General features: G+C 71.2%; 19 protein-coding genes, 2 pseudogenes and 1 riboswitch. Of the genes and pseudogenes, 11 read left to right on the forward strand and 10 right to left on the reverse strand.

Features of this window, described 5'->3' with window-relative positions; all coding sequences use genetic code 11:
* Positions 1-15 precede the first annotated feature (15 nt).
* The 3 genes from OG429_RS37605 (at position 16) to OG429_RS37615 (ending at position 2375) form a co-directional block, all read left to right on the forward strand.
* Positions 16-681 carry a ribosome-inactivating family protein gene (locus tag OG429_RS37605; RefSeq protein ID WP_328929742.1) on the forward strand — a complete coding sequence of 222 codons (666 nt, stop codon included), beginning with the start codon at positions 16-18 and terminating at the stop codon, positions 679-681.
* A gap of 129 nt (positions 682-810) precedes the next feature.
* The gene (locus tag OG429_RS37610; RefSeq protein ID WP_328929743.1) at positions 811-1635 is read left to right on the forward strand and encodes a hypothetical protein; all 825 of its coding nucleotides are present in this window, start codon (positions 811-813) and stop codon (positions 1633-1635) included.
* On the forward strand, positions 1632-2375 hold the full coding sequence (locus OG429_RS37615) for a class F sortase (RefSeq protein ID WP_328929744.1): 744 nt from the start codon (positions 1632-1634) through the stop codon (positions 2373-2375). The genes OG429_RS37610 and OG429_RS37615 overlap by 4 nt, the downstream gene beginning before the upstream one ends.
* 78 nt (positions 2376-2453) lie before the next feature.
* Here the strand turns inward: OG429_RS37615 and OG429_RS37620 are convergent, their stop codons facing one another.
* The 3 genes from OG429_RS37620 to OG429_RS37630 all read right to left on the reverse strand — a co-directional run bounded on the left by OG429_RS37620 (position 2454) and on the right by OG429_RS37630 (position 5615).
* Entirely contained in the window at positions 2454-3680 is a 1227-nt protein-coding gene (locus OG429_RS37620; protein WP_328929745.1) for a cytochrome P450, read from the reverse strand.
* A 134-nt stretch (positions 3681-3814) separates the two neighbouring features.
* Complete coding sequence (locus OG429_RS37625) at positions 3815-4756, reverse strand: DMT family transporter (protein ID WP_328929746.1); 942 nt, start codon at positions 4754-4756, stop codon at positions 3815-3817.
* A 124-nt stretch (positions 4757-4880) separates the two neighbouring features.
* Positions 4881-5615 (reverse strand): ArsR/SmtB family transcription factor, encoded by a 735-nt coding sequence (locus OG429_RS37630; RefSeq protein ID WP_328929747.1) that lies wholly within the window; start codon positions 5613-5615, stop codon positions 4881-4883.
* Positions 5616-5906: 291 nt separating this feature from the next.
* Here OG429_RS37630 and OG429_RS37635 point away from each other — a divergent pair, with 291 nt between their 5' ends.
* Positions 5907-6623, forward strand: a complete 717-nt coding sequence (locus OG429_RS37635; protein WP_328929748.1) for a helix-turn-helix transcriptional regulator — start codon at positions 5907-5909, stop codon at positions 6621-6623.
* Positions 6624-6655: 32 nt separating this feature from the next.
* Positions 6656-7222, forward strand: coding sequence for a DUF3291 domain-containing protein (locus OG429_RS37640; protein WP_328929749.1), 567 nt, complete (start codon positions 6656-6658; stop codon positions 7220-7222).
* A 91-nt stretch (positions 7223-7313) separates the two neighbouring features.
* On the opposite strand, the gene OG429_RS37645 is transcribed toward OG429_RS37640, so the two are convergent.
* Entirely contained in the window at positions 7314-7730 is a 417-nt protein-coding gene (locus OG429_RS37645; RefSeq protein ID WP_328929750.1) for a hypothetical protein, read from the reverse strand.
* Positions 7731-8042: 312 nt separating this feature from the next.
* Between OG429_RS37645 and OG429_RS37650 the strand changes: the two are divergent.
* A pseudogene (locus OG429_RS37650) lies at positions 8043-8420 on the forward strand (amidohydrolase family protein); the annotation flags it as partial.
* 14 nt (positions 8421-8434) lie between these two features.
* Here OG429_RS37650 and OG429_RS37655 read toward each other — a convergent pair.
* On the reverse strand, positions 8435-8617 hold the full coding sequence (locus tag OG429_RS37655; protein WP_328929751.1) for a hypothetical protein: 183 nt from the start codon (positions 8615-8617) through the stop codon (positions 8435-8437).
* A 62-nt stretch (positions 8618-8679) separates the two neighbouring features.
* Between OG429_RS37655 and OG429_RS37660 the strand changes: the two genes are divergently transcribed.
* On the forward strand, positions 8680-8811 hold the full coding sequence (locus OG429_RS37660; RefSeq protein ID WP_328929752.1) for a hypothetical protein: 132 nt from the start codon (positions 8680-8682) through the stop codon (positions 8809-8811).
* 62 nt (positions 8812-8873) lie between these two features.
* On the opposite strand, the gene OG429_RS37665 is transcribed toward OG429_RS37660, so the two are convergent.
* Entirely contained in the window at positions 8874-9287 is a 414-nt protein-coding gene (locus tag OG429_RS37665; RefSeq protein ID WP_328929753.1) for a VOC family protein, read from the reverse strand.
* 266 nt (positions 9288-9553) lie between these two features.
* Between OG429_RS37665 and OG429_RS37670 the strand changes: the two are divergent.
* Positions 9554-9706: pseudogene (locus OG429_RS37670) on the forward strand (RNA polymerase sigma factor); the annotation flags it as partial.
* Between the two features lie 215 nt (positions 9707-9921).
* Here the strand turns inward: OG429_RS37670 and OG429_RS37675 are convergent.
* Complete coding sequence (locus OG429_RS37675; RefSeq protein ID WP_328929754.1) at positions 9922-11040, reverse strand: nucleotide disphospho-sugar-binding domain-containing protein; 1119 nt, start codon at positions 11038-11040, stop codon at positions 9922-9924.
* Between the two features lie 392 nt (positions 11041-11432).
* Positions 11433-11496: riboswitch (guanidine-III (ykkC-III) riboswitch) on the forward strand.
* Between the two features lie 73 nt (positions 11497-11569).
* On the opposite strand from OG429_RS37675, the gene OG429_RS37680 reads away from it, so the two are divergent.
* Both OG429_RS37680 and OG429_RS37685 read left to right on the forward strand, forming a co-directional pair.
* On the forward strand, positions 11570-12022 hold the full coding sequence (locus OG429_RS37680; protein ID WP_328929755.1) for an Ohr family peroxiredoxin: 453 nt from the start codon (positions 11570-11572) through the stop codon (positions 12020-12022).
* The gene (locus OG429_RS37685; RefSeq protein ID WP_328929756.1) at positions 12009-12464 is read left to right on the forward strand and encodes a hypothetical protein; all 456 of its coding nucleotides are present in this window, start codon (positions 12009-12011) and stop codon (positions 12462-12464) included. The genes OG429_RS37680 and OG429_RS37685 overlap by 14 nt, the downstream gene beginning before the upstream one ends.
* A 122-nt stretch (positions 12465-12586) precedes the next feature.
* Here OG429_RS37685 and lepB read toward each other — a convergent pair whose 3' ends face one another.
* Both lepB and OG429_RS37695 read right to left on the reverse strand, forming a co-directional pair.
* On the reverse strand, positions 12587-13252 hold the full coding sequence (gene lepB, locus OG429_RS37690; RefSeq protein WP_328929757.1) for a signal peptidase I: 666 nt from the start codon (positions 13250-13252) through the stop codon (positions 12587-12589).
* An 82-nt stretch (positions 13253-13334) separates the two neighbouring features.
* The gene (locus OG429_RS37695; protein WP_328929758.1) at positions 13335-14381 is read right to left on the reverse strand and encodes a glycoside hydrolase family 26 protein; all 1047 of its coding nucleotides are present in this window, start codon (positions 14379-14381) and stop codon (positions 13335-13337) included.
* Between the two features lie 520 nt (positions 14382-14901).
* Between OG429_RS37695 and OG429_RS37700 the strand changes: the two genes are divergently transcribed.
* The gene (locus tag OG429_RS37700) at positions 14902-16014 is read left to right on the forward strand and encodes an ABC transporter substrate-binding protein (RefSeq protein WP_328929759.1); all 1113 of its coding nucleotides are present in this window, start codon (positions 14902-14904) and stop codon (positions 16012-16014) included.
* A gap of 77 nt (positions 16015-16091) precedes the next feature.
* Here the strand turns inward: OG429_RS37700 and OG429_RS37705 are convergent, their stop codons facing one another.
* Complete coding sequence (locus OG429_RS37705; protein WP_328929760.1) at positions 16092-16673, reverse strand: hypothetical protein; 582 nt, start codon at positions 16671-16673, stop codon at positions 16092-16094.
* Positions 16674-16814 lie beyond the last annotated feature (141 nt).

Below are 16814 nucleotides of genomic sequence, written 5' to 3' on the forward strand. Positions count from 1 at the left end.
GATGCGCGTGTGTGAGTGCAGAAGCAGGACCGAATCGATTGCGGCCAGATTACTTCTGAGGGGTCCGAGTTCCGGCTCCTTCAGCTGATGCGGGCGGCCATGCTGAAACCCGTGGCGTTCTCTTCGGCGTACGCATCGGTGGACGAGTACCGGCTCCTGACGTCGGCCATCCGGTCGAGAGCGGGAGAGGCTCAGGGAGATTTCAGCAGGGCCGGGCGCGGGGAGGGAGGAACGCCCTACCTCCCCGTGCGCATTCAACTTCGGGGTTTGTTCATCGAGCTTTACATCGAGCTCCGGCCGCAGAATGCGGACCTTCGTATCGTCGGGTTCCGAAACACCTTCGAGAACGGTCAGGCTCCGCCGGAGGCGTATGTCCGCCACGTGCGGGACTCGGCCGCGCCACCGGGGATTCGCCGAGCGGAGGCCCTGCCCTTCGGCGGAGGCCGCTCCGACCTGGAGGCGGCTGCCGACGTGCGGCGTTCGGGGATCTTCCTGGGGCGCCGCCCCCTGGGCAACGCGGTCATCTGGCTGCATCGGAACCGCGATCCGAAGTGCACCGCGCACGGAATTCTCGTGCTCTCGGAAATGCTCTGCGAGGCTGCTCGATACCCCGCCCTGGCCGATGCGATATCACGCATCTGGATGACCGGTGGTCGGCTGTCGACCATGGCAGCCGCCTGAAATTTCTTGTATAGGCACCCATCCGCAGGCGTTGGGGCACCGAAGAAGGGGCGAGACCTCTCCATGAGCTCATCTCAACCCCGTACGAAGTGCGATTCCCGTCCTGGGATCCACGGAACAGGAGCGAATGTGATAGTCAAGCGCGCCGGTCGCCTCGTGGTACTTGCCGCCGTACCCGCCGCTGCGTTCCTGACCCTCGGCCTTTCCGGACCAGCTCTCGCGGAGGGCGGAAAGGCGTACCAGATCGATCTGGCGCAGCTGAACGAATCAGGCTCCAGCGGTACGGTCATGCTCAGCCTCAAGGGAAACCAACTCACCGTGCAAATCGCGTCCGAGGGCATGGTGCCCGGGTCACCGTCGGCGCAGCATCTGCACGGATCGACGAAGGGGCACGACTTCCACTGCCCGGACGCCAGCGATGACACCGACGGCGACGGGGTCCTCAGCAACACCGAGGCCACGCACGACTACGGCGACATCAACATCTCACTCACCACGTCCGGGGACACCAAGGCCACGAGCGGTCTCGCCGTGGACCGCATGCCCGTCGCCGACAAGCAGGGCAAGGTCTCCTACAAGCGGACGATCGCCGTCGGCCAGGACGTGGTCGACCACATCAAGGACCTGCACGTCGTGCAGCACGGCATCGACCGCAACAAGAACGGCAAATACGACTTCGAGGGGGCCGGCAAGAGCGAGCTCGACCCCAAGCTGCCCCAGGAGGCCACGGCTCCGACCAACTGCGGGGAGGTCAAGGGCGCGGCCGTGGGGTCCGTTCCGGTCGGTGGTATCGAGACCGGCGGCGGTTCTCCGCAGCGTGCGACGGTGCCGGTGACGGTCCGTGACGGTGCGGCGATCACCGTACTGGCGGTGGTGGCCGGTGCGGTGGCCATCGGGCGGAAGCGGGCCGCTGCCGTACCCACCGGCAGGCAGACCACCGGGGGCGGCGCGTGAAGCCGGCCCCCGCGCACTCCGCAGCCGTCGCGACCGCCATGCGGCTCCGCCGCCGGACGGCAGGCTCCCTGGCGGCCGCCGCCCTCGCCGGGCTGCTCCTCGCGGGATGCGGAGGCCAGAACGCGGTGCACCCCGCCCCACAGGGGCAAGCACTTCAGGGCGAGGCGCCGGCCGCAGCCGGCGCCGCACCCACCGGAAAGACGCCGGCCGGCGGTGGCTCCGCGTCACCCACGCACGGATCGCACAGCGGTACGGGTGCGGGGGAGAGCCGGGCCGAGCCCGCCCTCGCCCGGTCGGAACCGCAGAAGATCACGATCCCCTCCCTCGGTGTGTCCAGCTCCCTGGAGACGCTGCGGCAGAACGCGGACGGCACCATGCAGACCCCCAAGGACCCCGCGCTCGCGGGCTGGTACGAGCCGGGGCCGACCCCCGGCTCCCAGGGACCAGCCGTGATCGCCGGGCATGTCACGTGGAACGGAGCATCCGCAGTGTTCGAGAAGCTGAAGACGATGAAGACCGGTGACACCATCAAGGTGACCCGACAGGACAACAAGACGGTCACGTTCACGGTGGACCGTGTCGCCGAGTACCCGAAGGCCGAGTTCCCCACGCTGGAGGTCTACAAGAACCTCGACCACGCGGGTCTTCGACTGGTCACCTGCGGCGGTGACTTCGACGCGAAGAAGCACTACTACGACAGCAACGTCGTGGTGTTCGCCCGCATGACGGGTGCCGCGTAGCCAGGCCCGTGGGCCGGGAAGACGTCCGTCAGCCGCAGAGCCCCACAGCGGCTGAACGGACTCCTTTCCCGGACCGCCTCACCAGGTGACGTGCAGGGCCTGCGGCGAGCGGTGGATCAGCGTGGGCCGGATCCGCGGTCGTGGACGGCCCTCGTCGAGTCGCAGCTCCGGCAGGCGGCGCGTGAACAGGTCCAGTGTCAGGCGGAGTTGCTCGCGCGCCAGTTGGGAACCGGGGCAGCCGTGGAGTCCGTGCCCGAAGGCGAGGTGGTGAGGGTTCCCGGGCCGGGCGATGTCGAACTCCCCGGCCCGCTCGTACCGCTCCTCGTCGCGGTTGGCCGAACCGTACGCGACCAGCACGGTGGCTCCCGCCGGCAGTTTCGTCCCGGCGAGGGTCACCGGGCGGGTGGTGGTCCGCCGGAAGGCCTGGATGGCGGTGTCATGGCGGGCGGCCTCCTCCACCGCAGCCGGGACGAGTGACGGATCGGCGAGGAGCATCCGCCACTGCCGCCGGTCGCTGAGCAGATGCAGCAGCGTGGTGCTGATGAGGGCGCTCGTTGTGAGGAATCCGGCGATCAGGAGGTTCTGCAGGCTCGTCACCGATTCGTGGCGCTGTTCGAGGGTGAGCTCGGCGTCGCCGGGGGCGAGGGCGGCCACCATGATCGAGCACATGTCGTCCCGGGGCTCGGCGCGCCGGTCGCGGACGTACCCGTCCAGCAGGTGCTGGAGTGCCACCACGTCCTCGGCGGCAGCCGCTTGTTCCTCCGGCGACAGTGGCCGGAACAGCAGTTCCTCGGCCCGGTAGCCGCCGTACACGGCCGCGGGCACGTCGGCGGGGTCCAGCCCGATCAGCCGCCCGACCACCATCCCGGGTAACCGCCGGGCGTAGGCCTCCACCAACTCCGCGGACCCGTCCGCGGCGAAGTCGTCCACCAGCTCCCGCGCGCACGCGCGGGCGTACGGAACCAGCGCCGCCACCCGGGCGGCGGACAGCCCCCGGTTCAGCGGGGCCCGGTGCCGACGGTGGGCCGCGCCGTCCGTGGACACGACGGTCGGCCGGGGGCCGAACCCCCGTGGCAGGACGCCGAGCGCCGCCTCCGACAGCGCGACGTCCGGCAGAAGGGCGTTGACCGAGGAGAAGTCCTCCGCGCGCAGCAGAACCTCCCGTACGTCCCGGTCGCGCGCCACCAGCCAGGCGTCGAACTCGGGCACGTACGTCAGCCCCTCGGCCCGGCGGGCGCGGTCGTAGAGCGGGTACGGGTCGCGGTACAGCTCGTCCCGCCGTGCCTGGTCGTCGTGCGACGTCACTGGGACCTCCGGATCACGGTCGGGGCCGGGCAGGTGCCACCGCCGCGGGTGACCTCCGGTGCGCCGGATCATCCTGCCCGAACCCCGCCCGGGCCGGTAGGGCGCCGACAGCCCAGCGGGTGGTCCGCAGCCGGTCAGGTCCGGACGGCAGGAAGTCGACTGTCCCGGTCGGGAGTTCGCGGGGAGCGCGGTGTGTACCGGGACACCGCGACTCCGGCCAGGCAGAGCACGCCGCCGAGCAGGGCCAGCCATGCGGGTACCTCGCCCAGGAGGGCCCAGCTCAGCAGGACGACGATGGCCGGGACGGCGTAGGTCGTCGCGCCCAGCTTCCCGGCGGGCATGCGTGCCAGGGCGTAGGTCCACGTGGTGAAGGCGAGGGCGGTCGGCACCACGCCCAGGTAGACCATGTTCAGGGTCGCGGACGCCGGCGCCTTCGGGAGTTCCGCGAAAAGCTGCCCCGTGAAGGGCAGGCAGGCCACGGCTCCCGTCAGGCAGCTGTAAGCGGTGATCTGCAGGGGCGTTCCGTAGGAGAGCGCGGGCTTCTGCGCGACGACGCCGGTCGCGTAAGCCACCGCCGCGAGCAGGCAGAGCGCGACCCCGAGTACCGAGGTGGAGCCGCCGTCGCCGGACGACATGGACAGGCCCACGACCACCGCTCCGGCGAAGGAGACGGCCATGCCCACCAGCAGCCGCGGTGGCAGGGACTCGCCGAGGAGGCGGGCCGCGAGAAGTGCCATGAGGATCGGCCCGGTGTTCACGAGCAGGGACGCCGTGCCCGCGTCGACCAGACGTTCACCCCAGTTCAGCGCGATCGTGTAGCCGCAGAACCACACCACACCGGACAGCAGGATTCCGCGCCAGGCCTCGCGGGGCGGCAGCCCCTGGCGGCGTATCAGGAGCAGGACGGCGAGCACCAGCGAGCCGGCCAGCAGCCTGCCGAGAGCCAGGGCTCCGGGTGAGTAGGCGGCGCCCGCGCTGCGGATGGAGACGAAGGCGGAGGCCCAGGCGAACACCGTGAAGGAGACGGCGCCGACCGTGAGTACGTGGGGCGGGATTCGACCCGTGCGGAACGTCATGGGCTCACCCTACGACGGCAACATTTCGGCGTCTACCGAAATATTAACTCCAGAACGGTGGGCGGCGGGCGGTGCGCGGCGGATGGCGGATGGCGGATCGCGGGCCGGTCCCGGAGCTCAGGGCTCAGCTCCATGCCTCCGGCGTGATGCCCAGCAGGTCGCCGAAGGCCCGCTCCCCGGCCCCGGTCACCTCCAGCGCCCGCCCGCCGCCTGCCGGGCGTACCACCCATTCCTCGTGCAACGCGTGCGCGCACAGCCGCGCCCCGGTGACGCCGCCCAGGTGGCGGCGCCGCTCGGTCCAGTCCAGGCAGGAGCTCGCCAGCGGCCTGCGCCCCTCGTGGGCGAGGCTGATGCCGGCCTCGGCGCACCAGGCCCGGCCGTCCTCCGTCAGCTCGAAGACGCCCTCCGTGCGCAGCAGCCCCCGCCGCTCCATCGCGTCGGTCACCGCCATGCCGAACCGCCCTGCGAAGTGGTCGTAACAGGTCCGGGCACGAGCCAGCGGGTCCGGTGCGGCGACCACGGGTACCGCGTGCGCCGCGTCCCGGTCCGGAATCGCGTACGAGGCGAGCTCGTCGATCAGGCGGGCGGTCGCGGCGTCGGCGATGCGCACGTAACTGTGGCGGCCCTGCCGCTCGGTCACGCAGATGCCCGCATCGAGCAGCCGGGTCAGGTGGCCGCTGACGGTGGAGGGCGCCACCGCAGTGATCCGGGCCAGCTCGCCCGCGGTCCAGGCGCGTCCCTCCAGCAGCGTCATGCAGATGGCGGCCCGCGTCTCGTCAGCCAGGGCGGCAGCGAAGGCCGCCAGGCGGGCGGCGGGGGCGGGGCCGTCCGCGGGGGGCTCGGGATACAACTCGTTCATGGCCCCAGGATGCCCCATGATTTCGGTAAACAGCGAACAATTGCCTGCCAGCCAGAGCCGCCGCCACCCGGCCCCGCGCTGGACGCCGGCACCCAGGTCTGGACGTGCGGGGCCGGCACGGTGGCCGGGATGATGAGAGGAGCGGTACACGGCTGCGAAAGGCTGCTGGGATGGCCGGCTGGCACGTCCGGGATTCCGCGCTCGACGCCGCCTTCCTGCGTCACGGCCACTTCGACGGGCAGGACAGCCCGCCAATCTATCTCCAACCTGTGTTGTTTCTAGAATGGCCAGGTGGAGGACATCGAAGCGATCGCAATGTTGCAGGATTCCGTGCGGCGCCGCCTGTACGAGTACGTGGTGGCACAGGGCCGCGAGGTCGGCCGCAACGAGGCCGCCGAGGCGGCCGGGGTGGCGCGCACGCTCGCCGCGCACCATCTGGACAGGCTGACCGAGGCCGGGCTGCTGGAGAGCGGCAGCCGCCGCCTGACGGGCCGCTCGGGGCCGGGGGCGGGCCGTCCCGCCAAGGTGTACACGCGGGCGCCGGCCGAGCGCTCGGTGTCGCTGCCCGCCCGCGACTACCGCACCGCCGCCGAGCTGCTCGCCGAGGCCGCCGAGGAGGCCGGGCTCGACGCCGGGCTCTGTGCGGCCGCGCGCCGCCGGGGTGAGGCCCTGCGTGGGTCGGCGGCGCCCTGCGGCGGCCTCGAAGAAGCCATGGAGATGCTGGCCGCCCGCGGCTACGAACCGCACCTGGAAGGCATCGAGAGCGCAGAGGGCGTCCAGGGCGCCGAAGGTGCCGAGGGGACGGCGGGGGCGGCCGCACGCGTCGTCCGTATGCGCAACTGCCCCTTCCATGCCGTCGCCGAACGCTTCCCGCCGCTCGTCTGCGGCATGAATTTCGCGCTGCTGGAGGGGCTGCTCGGCGCGGACGGTCCCGTTCGCGCCCGCATGGACGCCCGGCCGGGGGAGTGCTGCGTGGTGATCGAAGCTTCTAAAGACAATGATGATTGACATAGAAAAGCCCGCCGTGCTGGGATGAGGCCATGCCCGCATCCACGCATGCCGCCCACCTCGCCCAGCTCAACGTCGCCACGCTCCGCCACTCCCTCGACGACCCGCGCGTGGCGCCGTTCGTCGAGATGCTCGATCCGGTCAACGCCGCCGCCGACGGCGCGCCCGGCTTCGTGTGGCGGCTCGTGGAGGACGGGGAGGCGGATGCCACCGGCCTGCGCCCGGCAGGCGAGAACGTCATCGTCAACCTGTCGGTGTGGGAGACCCAGGAGGCTCTGTGGGACTTCGCCTACCGCAGCGGGCACTTGGAGGTGATGCGGCGGCGCCGCGAATGGTTCGAGCGGAACGTCGAGGCCCACCTCGTGCTCTGGTGGGTCCCGGCCGGGCACCTCCCGACCGTCGGCGAGGCCCTGGAGCGACTGGCGGATCTGCGGGCGCACGGGCCGTCCCCACGCGCGTTCACCTTCGCCTCCTCCTACACCGCGGCCGAGGCCGTAGTCGAGGCCGCCCAGCACCTTCAGGCCGGGCCGTCGGCGCAAACTGAGCTGTCCGCCCGGAGCGCGCGGCCGGCGCCGGCCGGGAACTCGGCGGCGGTCTGAAGCGCAGCGCCCGACTGCTCCGGCGGACAGGGCCGCGCCTTGGGGGCGGTGCCCGGGCCGACCGTCGGCCCGGGCACTCAGCTCCGGACTTCTACTCCATGAACTGGAAGGTCCATGCCTGGCGTTGGTCGCCGACCTCCAGCGGCCTCAGGGCGATGCGGGGAGGGAAGATCCGCAGCAGGCTGAGGTCCAGGGCCAGCTCCACGCCCTCGACGGGGCCTCCAGGGACGACGACGTGGAAGGTCTGCGGCCTAGCGCTCTGGTAGAGCGCCCACTCGCGCGGCTCGGGGAACCCGACGACCGGCTTGTTCATCTCCGGGTCGCCGTCGTAGGAGAGATAGGTCTCGCTCCGGAGATTGCGGATCGTGCAGTTGCCGTTGCTGAGTACCTCCACCTGCCATTCCTGCTCGCCCGGGTTGCCGGTGGGTGGTAGCAGGACAACGGGGGTCTTGGGTTCCGACGCCCCGCCCTCCATCGTGAGCAACTGCTCGGGAGGACGGGTGATCATGTAAGTGCCGTTCGGTACGGACGCCAAGGCCGACTCCACTTCTGACACGCGGCACCCGCGCGGGTCGCCGCTGATCTTCTGGGCCGACGGATGCCTTCCCCGCCAACGCGCGGCAAAAGGTCGGAAACGCTCTGCGTCACCCTGCAGACGCGGGATGCGTGGGCCGGACGGGTGGACCGGCTGTGGCGGCGTACGCGTGTGCTGGCGGCGGTCGGCGTCCGTGGAGTGTCATGGACGGCGTTCGGCCCGCCGCGTTCCCGTCCACCACGCACCGGCCGCCCCTGAGACCGGCGGGAGGAGACGAGGACCGGCATGAACGAACACGCACGCATCGACGTCCACCACCATGTGATCCCGCCCGACCGCCGCCGCGCGATCGCCGACCGGGCCGCTGCCCTCGGCTGGCCGGTACCGGCCTGGGACCGGCGGAGCGCGATCGCGATGATGGACCGCCGCTCGATCGCCACCGGCATCCTCTCGTACGCCGCTCCGCTCGGGGCTCCTGACGACCTGGAGGGAGCCCGCGCCACGGCCCGGAACGTGAACGAGTTCACCGCAGAGCTGGTGAAGGACCGGCCCGACTGGTTCGGCAACTTCGCCGTCCTCCCCCTGCCGGACGTGGACGGAGCGCTCGCCGAAGCCGCCCACGCCCTGGACGAGCTGGGTGCCGACGGCGTGATGGTCTTGTCCAACGCCCACGGGCGCTACCTCGGAGACGCGGAGTTCGAGCCGCTCTGGGCCGAGCTGGACGCGCGGGCGGCTTCCTGCCGTACGCCGCGCACCGCTTCGCGGCCGCCGCCCGGCTGCGTCCGGGCACCGCTCCCGAGGACCTCCTGGCCGAGCTGCGGCGCTTCTACTTCGACACCGCGTTCTGCGCGGCCCCGCATCGCTGCCCTCGCTCCTGGCCTTCGCCGCGCCCGGACACGTCCTGTACGGCAGCGACTTCCCCATGGTGCCCGAGGAGTGGTGCAGCGGCTTCGACGACGGGCTGGACCGCTACCCGCACTGGGAGGACGGGCAGCTCCAGTCGATCAACCGAGGCAACGCCGAGCTCCTCTTCCCCCGTCTCGTACGTGCCTGACCGCCACTGGTCAGGCACGTACCCGTGATCGCGTCGAGCACCGCTCGGCGCGGACGGACCTCCTACGCCGGTGCGTTGCCGGCCTGCTCGCGGAGCGTCAGCCACTCCTGCAGCTCGATCAGATTCCCCTCGGGATCCTCCAGGTAGGCGACCCGCATCCGCTCGCCCATCGGGCCCGGGTCCCTGGTGAACTCCGCCCCCCGCGAGATGAGCTCGGCGTGGGCGGTGTCCAGGTCCTCCACCCGGAGCACGACCAGCGCGCGGTACCCCCCGGGCTCCGCCCCCAACTGCCCCAGCACGCCCGCCATCTGCGCGCGGTCCTGCAGCGCGATCGAGGCGTGCCCGGTGTCGGGGTTGAGTTTGGCGTACGGGCCGCTCTCGGCCTCGAACTGCGGCTTGAGCCCGAGCACGTCCCGGTAGAAGCGGTAGACGGCGGGGAAGTCGGATACCAACAGGCGTATCTGTGCGAGTTCCATACCGACCTTTCTAGCCCAGTTCCGCCTCGGATTCCGGCTCGATCGCGATCTTCGAGAGAGTCGCGCCGGAGCTGAGCTCGGCCGCGGGCGGGCAGAGGACCGTGGACGCCGAGGGAACGCATGAAGTACGCCGTAGCCGACGAGGACGACTGAGGCGTACCTGCCTGAGCACCGTGATGTGACATGGGAGACGGGAACTGCCTCGGGACCGGCAGACAAGAACCCGACGTGGACCATTCAATGCACGCCCGGATCCGAGCCGGGGAGACGAGGGAGACAGCCCGCGCCCCTGGCTGATGGGCATCGCCGTGAACGTACTGCGCAACACCACGCGCGCCGCACCGCGGCATCAGCGCGCGCTGGGCCGGCTGCCCGTCAGGGACACGGTGCCCGACTTCGCCGACGAGCTCGTCGCCCGCCATTCCCGCGCCCGGAACGGTGATCGAGCGGACGGCCGTCCTGGAGCGGGGTGTGGTGAACGGCCAGAAGCAGCGCCCGGCCACCCAGCACGCCGCCTGACCCGGCCCCGGAACCGCCGCTACCCCGCGGCGGCGGTTCCGGGCCATGCTCGGGATGGCGCAGAAGTGACGCTCAGGGCTGGTCGACACCCCGCCACCAGCGCCTGTGTCGAGCCCTAGGCGGCCAGGGCTTCCAGGGCGGGGACCGTTTCGGCCGGGGTCGGTAGTGCGGCGTTCTCCGCGCGGAGGCGGGTAGCTGCCTCGCGCAGGGCCGGGTCGGTGATGAGGCGGGTGAGGAGCGGGGCGTCGACGTCGTCGGAGGCGGAGCGCAGGGCGGCGCCGGTCGCGGTCAGGGCATCGGCGTTGGTGAAGTGATCGGCGCCCTGGGGGAGCAGGAGCTGGGGCAGGCCGGCCTGCAGGGCGGTGAGCAGGGTGCCGGAGCCGCCGTGGTGGATCAGCGCATCGGAGGCGGTCAGCAGCTCGGCGAGCGGGATCCAGGGCAGCGGGCGGACGTTGTCCGGGAGGGTGCCGAGCGGAGTGAGGTCGGCGTCGCCGACGGCGAGCAGGAACTCGGCGTCCACCGAGGCGGCGGCCTCGATCAGGCGGACGATGGCGCGGACGCCGTCCAGCTCGGTGAGCACGGTGCCCAGGGTGACGGCGACCCGCGGGCGGGTGCCGCGGCGCAGCAGCTCGGCGGGGACGGTGCCGCCGCCGTTGTAGGAGAGGTAGCGCATCCGCAAGCCGCCCGGGTCGCCGCCGAGCGAGGCGGGGACGATGTTCAGCGCGGTGGGCTCGGCGGGGCCGGCCACCTTGTACGTCTCGTACGCTTCGGTGAAGTTGGCGGCGAGCCGGCCGACCATGTCGAGGCCGGAGGTGACGCCGAAGTTCTGGATCACCGACGGGATCTTGAGCTTGGCCGCGACCAGCGGGGCGGAGGCCTGGAAGGAGTCGTAGACGAGCAAGTCGGCGCCCCAGTTGTCGGCGGCCTCCAGCAAGCCGTCCACGGTGGGTCGGGAGACGAGCGCGAAGGCGCGGGCCGCCATGTCGAGGATCTGGTCCTGAGTCATGTCGGGGTTGACGTAGCGCACCTCCTCGCCGGTGGACTGCTCGAACACGTCCCGGATGGTGCGGCCGTCGCCGATCTCGACTATCGGAAAACCGGCCTCGCGGAGCCGGTCCAGCGGCTGCGAGCTCGCGAACAGCACCTCGTGGCCGGCGGCGCGCAGGGCCTGCGCGGTCGGGATCATCGGGAAGAGGTGGCCGGCCGCGGCCGGTCCGGTGAAGAGTATGCGCACGGGTTCTCCTTGCCGTTGTTCTGCCGGTCGAGGCCGAGTCGTGCGGGCTCGCCCCGGTTCCCTCCTGTGAACTGACGGGAAGGCGCGCTGTGTTCCGCCCCGAGGATCGATAATCGGACGTTCTGGGACGCATCTTTCCGGGCAGGGCGCGATGTGCCCTGAGCTCCCCGGGCCCGCGCGGACGCGCGGTGCGCGAGCCGGTGACCTGCCGGTCGAGGACCGAGAGAGCGGCGAGAGCGCCCTGGTCCGTGCCGTCACCCGGTGGGAGGGCATGCGCCGGGCGTACGGCAGCCGACACCGGCCCGCGTCCCCGGATCGCGGCGGGACCGGCAGCGGGTGAGGAACTTCACCGCGGGCGGGGCCCCGGCCCGCCGCCTCCGTTGCTAGATTGTCCGGCGGCCGGATCCAAGGCCCCGGACGAGATGCGCCGTACCCGGTTACGCACGACGACGCGAGGTGCTGCACCAGCAGCGCCGTCCGCTGTCCGCACCCGGGCAGCGTCCTCGTCGAGCAAGATGGGCCGAACGCCATGACCGTGCCACTCACCCGCAGCCTGTACCGGACGACCGCGCATGCCGCCGGGGGCCGTACCGGGTCCGTCCGCACGGACGACGGGCGCCTGGACGTCCGCCTCGCCCCGCCGCGCAAGAAGGTGCCCGGCACCACCAACCCCGAGCAGCTGTTCGCGGCCGGTTTCGCCGCCTGCTTCACCTCCGCGCTCGCGGAGGTCGCCGCCGAGTTCGGAGCGGATGCCTCCGCCGCGCGCGTGGCCTGCGAAGTGCAGCTCGGCACCACGGACACGCCCGCGGGCTACGGCCTCGCGGTGGCCCTCACCGTCAGCCTGCCGGGGTGGCGGGCGGCGGACCTCCAGCCCCTGCTGCACCGGGCGGACGCGGTGTGCCCGTACTCCCAGGCGGTACGCGGCAACGTACCGCTGACGCTCCTGGCCGTGGACGAGCCCGCCACCGATGACCGGGCCTGAGCCGGAGCCGGAGCCGGCGGGCGACTTCCCGGGCGGCCCCGGCGTCCCGGTACCCGAGCACGGCGCCTGGCTGCGGCGCGGCATCAGCCGCAACGGCGGACCCCTGATCGAGGACCGCGAAGTGGTGTGGCTGCAGGCCGGCCCGTACTACGCCGACAGCCGCGGCTTCGCCGGTACGACGTCCTTCGACGGCTCCCAGGTGCGCTTCCACCACCTCACGGGCGAGCCCGGCGAAGACGCCGGCGCCTTCCGGTGGGAGGGTGCGCATCTCGTCGAGCGGGGCACCAACCCGGACGGCAGCACCTTCCTGGAGATCTGGACCCCACTGCCCGGCGCCGACGGTGCCACCGGCTCCTGGTCCGGTCCGGACCACCACGTGGTGCGCGTCGGGCGACACGTGGTGCACGTCGATTCCCGTGCGGGTACGTACTGGCGGCTGTGACCCCCCTGCGGTGGGGGACCCGGTCAGGGGAGACGGGATCCGGTCCGAGTCCGAGGGGGCGGAGCGCCGTCCTCACGGCCGTTCGCGGGCGAAGCCCCGGACGTCAGGTCCGGGGCCTGACGTCACCGGAAGGCGTAGGGCGCCGCGGGCGTCGGTTCCGTCCGCGGGGCCCGTCGCATGGTCAGATATCCGGCGAGACCGCAGCCGAACCCGATGAGCACGAGGACGAACCCGCCGATCAGGAGGGCGACCATCGTGATCGCGGCGCCCGCGCCGTCGAGCGCCCGCTCGCGGACCGCGTCCGCGGGGATCGTGCCGCTCTGTCCGTCCGACAGGAAGTAGCGGGAGTCCCGGGAGTTGACCCGGTTGTCGCCCATCACGAACAGCCGGCCTTCCGGCACCTTCACGTCATAGCTCTTGCCGTCACCTACGGGGTCGCCCCCGGCGACGTACGTCTCGCGCAACGGCTCGCCGTTCACCAGCACCTGGTGCCCGTCGCAGCTCACCCGGTCGCCGCCGACCCCGATGACGCGCTGGAAGACGAGAGCGGTGTCCGTGTAGCGACCGGGCAGGTAGTAGAAGACCGCGTCGCCGCGATGGACCTCGGTGCCGCCGATCTTCTTCGTAAAGACGGTATCGCCCTGCTCGTACGTCGGCCGCATGGCATCGGAACCGACGCTGTGGCCGCCGAAGGCGGAGTCGCCGAGCCGCCACGTCCCCGTCATCAGCAGCATTCCCAGGGGCACCAGCACCAGCCCCGTGATCCACAGTCTTCGCCCTGGTCTCATCCTCAGCCCCTCCCGGCCGTCCGGCTCGCACCCTATCGGTGCAGGCCGGCGCGCCTACCGGTGGGCCGCAGCCCGGTGGGGCTCAGTCCCTCGGCCGGGACCTGCGATCCTCACGGTCGAATCCGGGAGGCCGGCCGCCGCCCTGCTCGGTGGACAGGAACTCCCGGAACACCTGTGCGGAGCGCGGGTTCTGGCTGCACTGCCACACACCGTGCGGGCAGTAGTCGGTGATGCTGTGGTAGAGCGGCTTGTGCTCGGCGATCCATGCCAGCATGCCCCGCATGTACTCGGGGTTGTCGCCGTTCCGGAACAGCCCCCATTCGGGGTACGAGATCGGCTTGCCGTGCGCCTCCGCGAAGTCGACCTGCGCCTGGAGTCCGTACGGCTGGGTGACCTGCTCGTCGAAGGTGTGGCCGGGCGGCTGGTCGTAGGTGTCCATGCCGACGATGTCGACCACGTCGTCGCCTGGGTAGCACTGGGTCCAGGCGATCGCGTCACTGCCGCGGTTGGGGGCGAAGTCGAAGAGGAACCGCTGTCCCTCCACAGAGCGCATGGCAGCCACGATGCGCCGCCAGTACCTCTTCCAGCTCTCGGGGTCGGGCCGGCATCGGTGGGTGTAGTCGAAGCCGTTCATCTCCCAGCCGAGCACGATGACCGTGTCCGGCACTCCGAGCCCGACCAGACGCTCGGCCAGGCGCTGGAAGTGGTGGTCGTACTCACCCTGCGCGCCGGAGCGGAGCAGCTCGGCGACCGGGCCGTCGGGGACGTCGGCCTCGTTGCGTGCCAGCATGGGCACGTTCAGGACGAACAGCCGATCGGCTCTCGCCTTGCGCCACCGTGCCCAGCTGGGCAGGAAATCGGGTGCCCCCTCGATGTTCGACCAGGTGTCGCCGGGGAGGTAGGTGTGCCCGGCGCGCACCTCGGTACCGCCGAGCCAGCGCGAGAGGTCCTTCATCTTCTCGACGCCGGGCGTGTCGTAGTGGAGATAGGCGCCCACTGCGACCTCGCTCTCGACCTCTCTGCCTGACCTGTCTCGTGGCGGCGTGGCGAGGGCGCCCCCGGTGACGAGCAGGCCGACAGCGACCGTACTTGTGCAGGCGCCCGCCAGCCAGCGGCGTCGATGGGACATGCTGCCTCCACAAGCCTCGTGAACCGATCTGCTGTCAGCGACGTTAGGCATCTCATCCGACTCATGGCCTGTCCGAGGTCCCGACGCTGGGCCATTCGCACCAGCCGACCGCCTTCGCTTGGCCCGGCCGGGTGAAAGCCCCGCCCCCATCGGCATGTCGGCGGCCGACCGACCGAAGAAGGGGTCCTCGGTGCCCGCCGGGCACCCCACCGACCAGACCGGCGCCGGGCGGGCTCCGGCGTAGCCGCGAGATCATCGACGAGGAGCTGCCGGGTCCACAGCCACGTGATCATCCGCGTGTGGTGCGTTGATCCCTTGAGCCCGCCAAGGTTCTTGAAGCCCGGCAGCCCGGCGAACAAATAATCGGTTGCCTGTCGGCGATGGCGGTGGATGCAATGTCCGGCACGGTCACCGAGGTACGCCCGCCACGGCGAGATGGGATGAACGCCTACCGCCGGGCCTTGCCACTCTGCGATCCGGGCGAACTGCAAGCGAATCGTCACACGGGAGACGCCGACGGATGAATACGCCACCATCGCCACCTGGAGCGAAGCGGACTGACGGACCGTCCGTCCAGATCGGCGCCCTTGTTCCGCTGACTCGGCCTGGCTGGGTGGAGGCAGGCCGACACCTGCTCGCCGGACTCGAGCTGGCCGTTCGCGAAATCAATGACGCCGGCGGGATCGCGGGAAGACCACTCGAGCTGGTGGTCCGAGACACCGCGGCTGATCCCGAGAGGGCCGCGGCGGCCGTAGACGAACTGGCTCGTCTGGGCGTGGCCGCCTTGGCGGGGGAGTACCACAGCGTCGTCGCCCGCGCCGCTGCCGCCAGGGCCGATGCCCTCGGCCTGCCGTTCCTCTGCTCGTCAGCCGTTCTCGACGCGCTCACCGAACTGCCGACGCAATGGGTCGCACGCCTCTCCCCGCCGCAGTCCCGCGGCTGGCAGACGTACGCGGACTTCCTCCTCGGCGCGGGCCACAGCCGCATCGCCGTAGCGACCCAGCCGAGCGTCTACTGGGCATCCGGTGCCCGCATTCTGCGGGACCACCTCGCTCCACGCGGCGGCAGCGTCATCGAACTCGACATGCGCGCGCTCACGCCCGACGCCGTGTGCGACGAACTCGTCGACCATCGCGCGACAGCCCTCCTCCTTCTGGTCGGCCACCCGGAGCCGGCAGTGCCGATCGTCAAGTCTGTCCGCCGCGACCAACGCCTCGCCGAGATCACGATCGGTGCTCCGGCCGGGCAACCGGAGTTCGCCGAATGGGCGACGTTGCTGGGCGACGACAGCGCCGCGATCCCGTTCCTGCGCTACCTGCCCGAGCACCTCACCCCACTCGGTGCACGAGTCGAGACGGCCCTGCGCGAGCGGCTGGCGGAAGCTCCCTCCTTCGTCGCCTTCGAGGGCTACGACACGGTCGCCGTCCTCGCCGATGTGCTGCGTTCTCACGGGGCGGACCGGGCGGGCATTGCCGCATCCTGGCCGCGCGTTGCCGTCGAAGGCACCCGCGGGCAGATCCAGTTCTCCCGCACGCCAGGCATCAGCGTGTGGCAATGGGCTCGGACGCCGATCCAAGTCGTTGATCGAGATCCGGCGGAACCCGATCGCTTTCGGATCCTTCACTCCAGCTGAGAGAGGACGCGTTCCGGCCTTCCGCGTCTGGATCAGCACGCGAACAGTCGAGCCTCGTGGGCCGAACGGTAGTGCCGTCACAACGATTCGTCGGCGGCTCGGTCCATGAACGTCTGGAGCGCAGCCTGCTGGCGCCGTACCGTCTCGTCGAATTCGGCTCCGGTCTTCTTCAGGTCGGCGCCTTCCGGGCCCCGCACGTACCTGGCAGTCGCCAGCTCCCCCAGGCGAGCGGAGAGGACGCCGATCTTCTCCAGGTCGCGCCTGCGTTCCGGTGTCGTAACGAGCCGCGCGGTCGTGACGGCTCGCGCGAGGTCCGTGTTGGCCGGGGCGTATCTGTCGTCGAACTGACGCTGCCTCTGCTCGGCGCTCTTCGCGGGGTCGAGGCTCACCGCCAGTAGTTGGGTGGCCTGCTGCACGTACTTGTTCGTACTCGCCGCGAGCTCGACATAGGCGGCACGCCGGATGTCCGCCCGTCGGGCGTCGGCTTCCTGGCTGTGCGTGTCCTTCGCCTCGAAGTAGGCGAGCGTGCTCCCCGTCAGCCCGGCCAGGGCACCGATCAGCGCTCCCGCGAGCACGGCGACGGTGGTACCCCGCTGCCCGCGCTGCCCCCGCCGCTCGTTGCCCGCCCCGTCGCCCGTCGTGTCCTTGTCCTTCGTCATGAAGTACTCGTACCGCGACCGGGAGGCCCCGGCACCTGCAACCACCTGGAGGCACGAACGGGGAGGCCGCTCTGACGTCCCGGCGCCTACTCGCGCGCGAGCATGGCCTCGGCTTCGCGTTCGAGGTCCACGTAGGGATCC

The sequence above is a fragment of the Streptomyces sp. NBC_00190 genome (assembly GCF_036203305.1).
In the GTDB taxonomy this organism is placed as follows: domain Bacteria; phylum Actinomycetota; class Actinomycetes; order Streptomycetales; family Streptomycetaceae; genus Streptomyces.

What these genes read in the sequence shown, in the direction of transcription:
- OG429_RS37640 (WP_328929749.1), top strand. Translation starts at nt 6,656, where the DNA reads ATGCCCGCATCCACGCATGCCGCCCACCTCGCCCAGCTCAACGTCGCC.
- lepB (WP_328929757.1), bottom strand. Translation starts at nt 13,252, where the DNA reads ATGAGACCAGGGCGAAGACTGTGGATCACGGGGCTGGTGCTGGTGCCC.
- OG429_RS37660 (WP_328929752.1), top strand. Translation starts at nt 8,680, where the DNA reads ATGGTGCCCGAGGAGTGGTGCAGCGGCTTCGACGACGGGCTGGACCGC.
- OG429_RS37655 (WP_328929751.1), bottom strand. Translation starts at nt 8,617, where the DNA reads ATGCGGGGCCGCGCAGAACGCGGTGTCGAAGTAGAAGCGCCGCAGCTC.
- OG429_RS37700 (WP_328929759.1), top strand. Translation starts at nt 14,902, where the DNA reads ATGAATACGCCACCATCGCCACCTGGAGCGAAGCGGACTGACGGACCG.
- OG429_RS37685 (WP_328929756.1), top strand. Translation starts at nt 12,009, where the DNA reads ATGACCGGGCCTGAGCCGGAGCCGGAGCCGGCGGGCGACTTCCCGGGC.
- OG429_RS37630 (WP_328929747.1), bottom strand. Translation starts at nt 5,615, where the DNA reads ATGAACGAGTTGTATCCCGAGCCCCCCGCGGACGGCCCCGCCCCCGCC.
- OG429_RS37665 (WP_328929753.1), bottom strand. Translation starts at nt 9,287, where the DNA reads ATGGAACTCGCACAGATACGCCTGTTGGTATCCGACTTCCCCGCCGTC.
- OG429_RS37680 (WP_328929755.1), top strand. Translation starts at nt 11,570, where the DNA reads ATGACCGTGCCACTCACCCGCAGCCTGTACCGGACGACCGCGCATGCC.
- OG429_RS37625 (WP_328929746.1), bottom strand. Translation starts at nt 4,756, where the DNA reads ATGACGTTCCGCACGGGTCGAATCCCGCCCCACGTACTCACGGTCGGC.
- OG429_RS37705 (WP_328929760.1), bottom strand. Translation starts at nt 16,673, where the DNA reads ATGACGAAGGACAAGGACACGACGGGCGACGGGGCGGGCAACGAGCGG.
- OG429_RS37695 (WP_328929758.1), bottom strand. Translation starts at nt 14,381, where the DNA reads ATGTCCCATCGACGCCGCTGGCTGGCGGGCGCCTGCACAAGTACGGTC.
- OG429_RS37645 (WP_328929750.1), bottom strand. Translation starts at nt 7,730, where the DNA reads ATGATCACCCGTCCTCCCGAGCAGTTGCTCACGATGGAGGGCGGGGCG.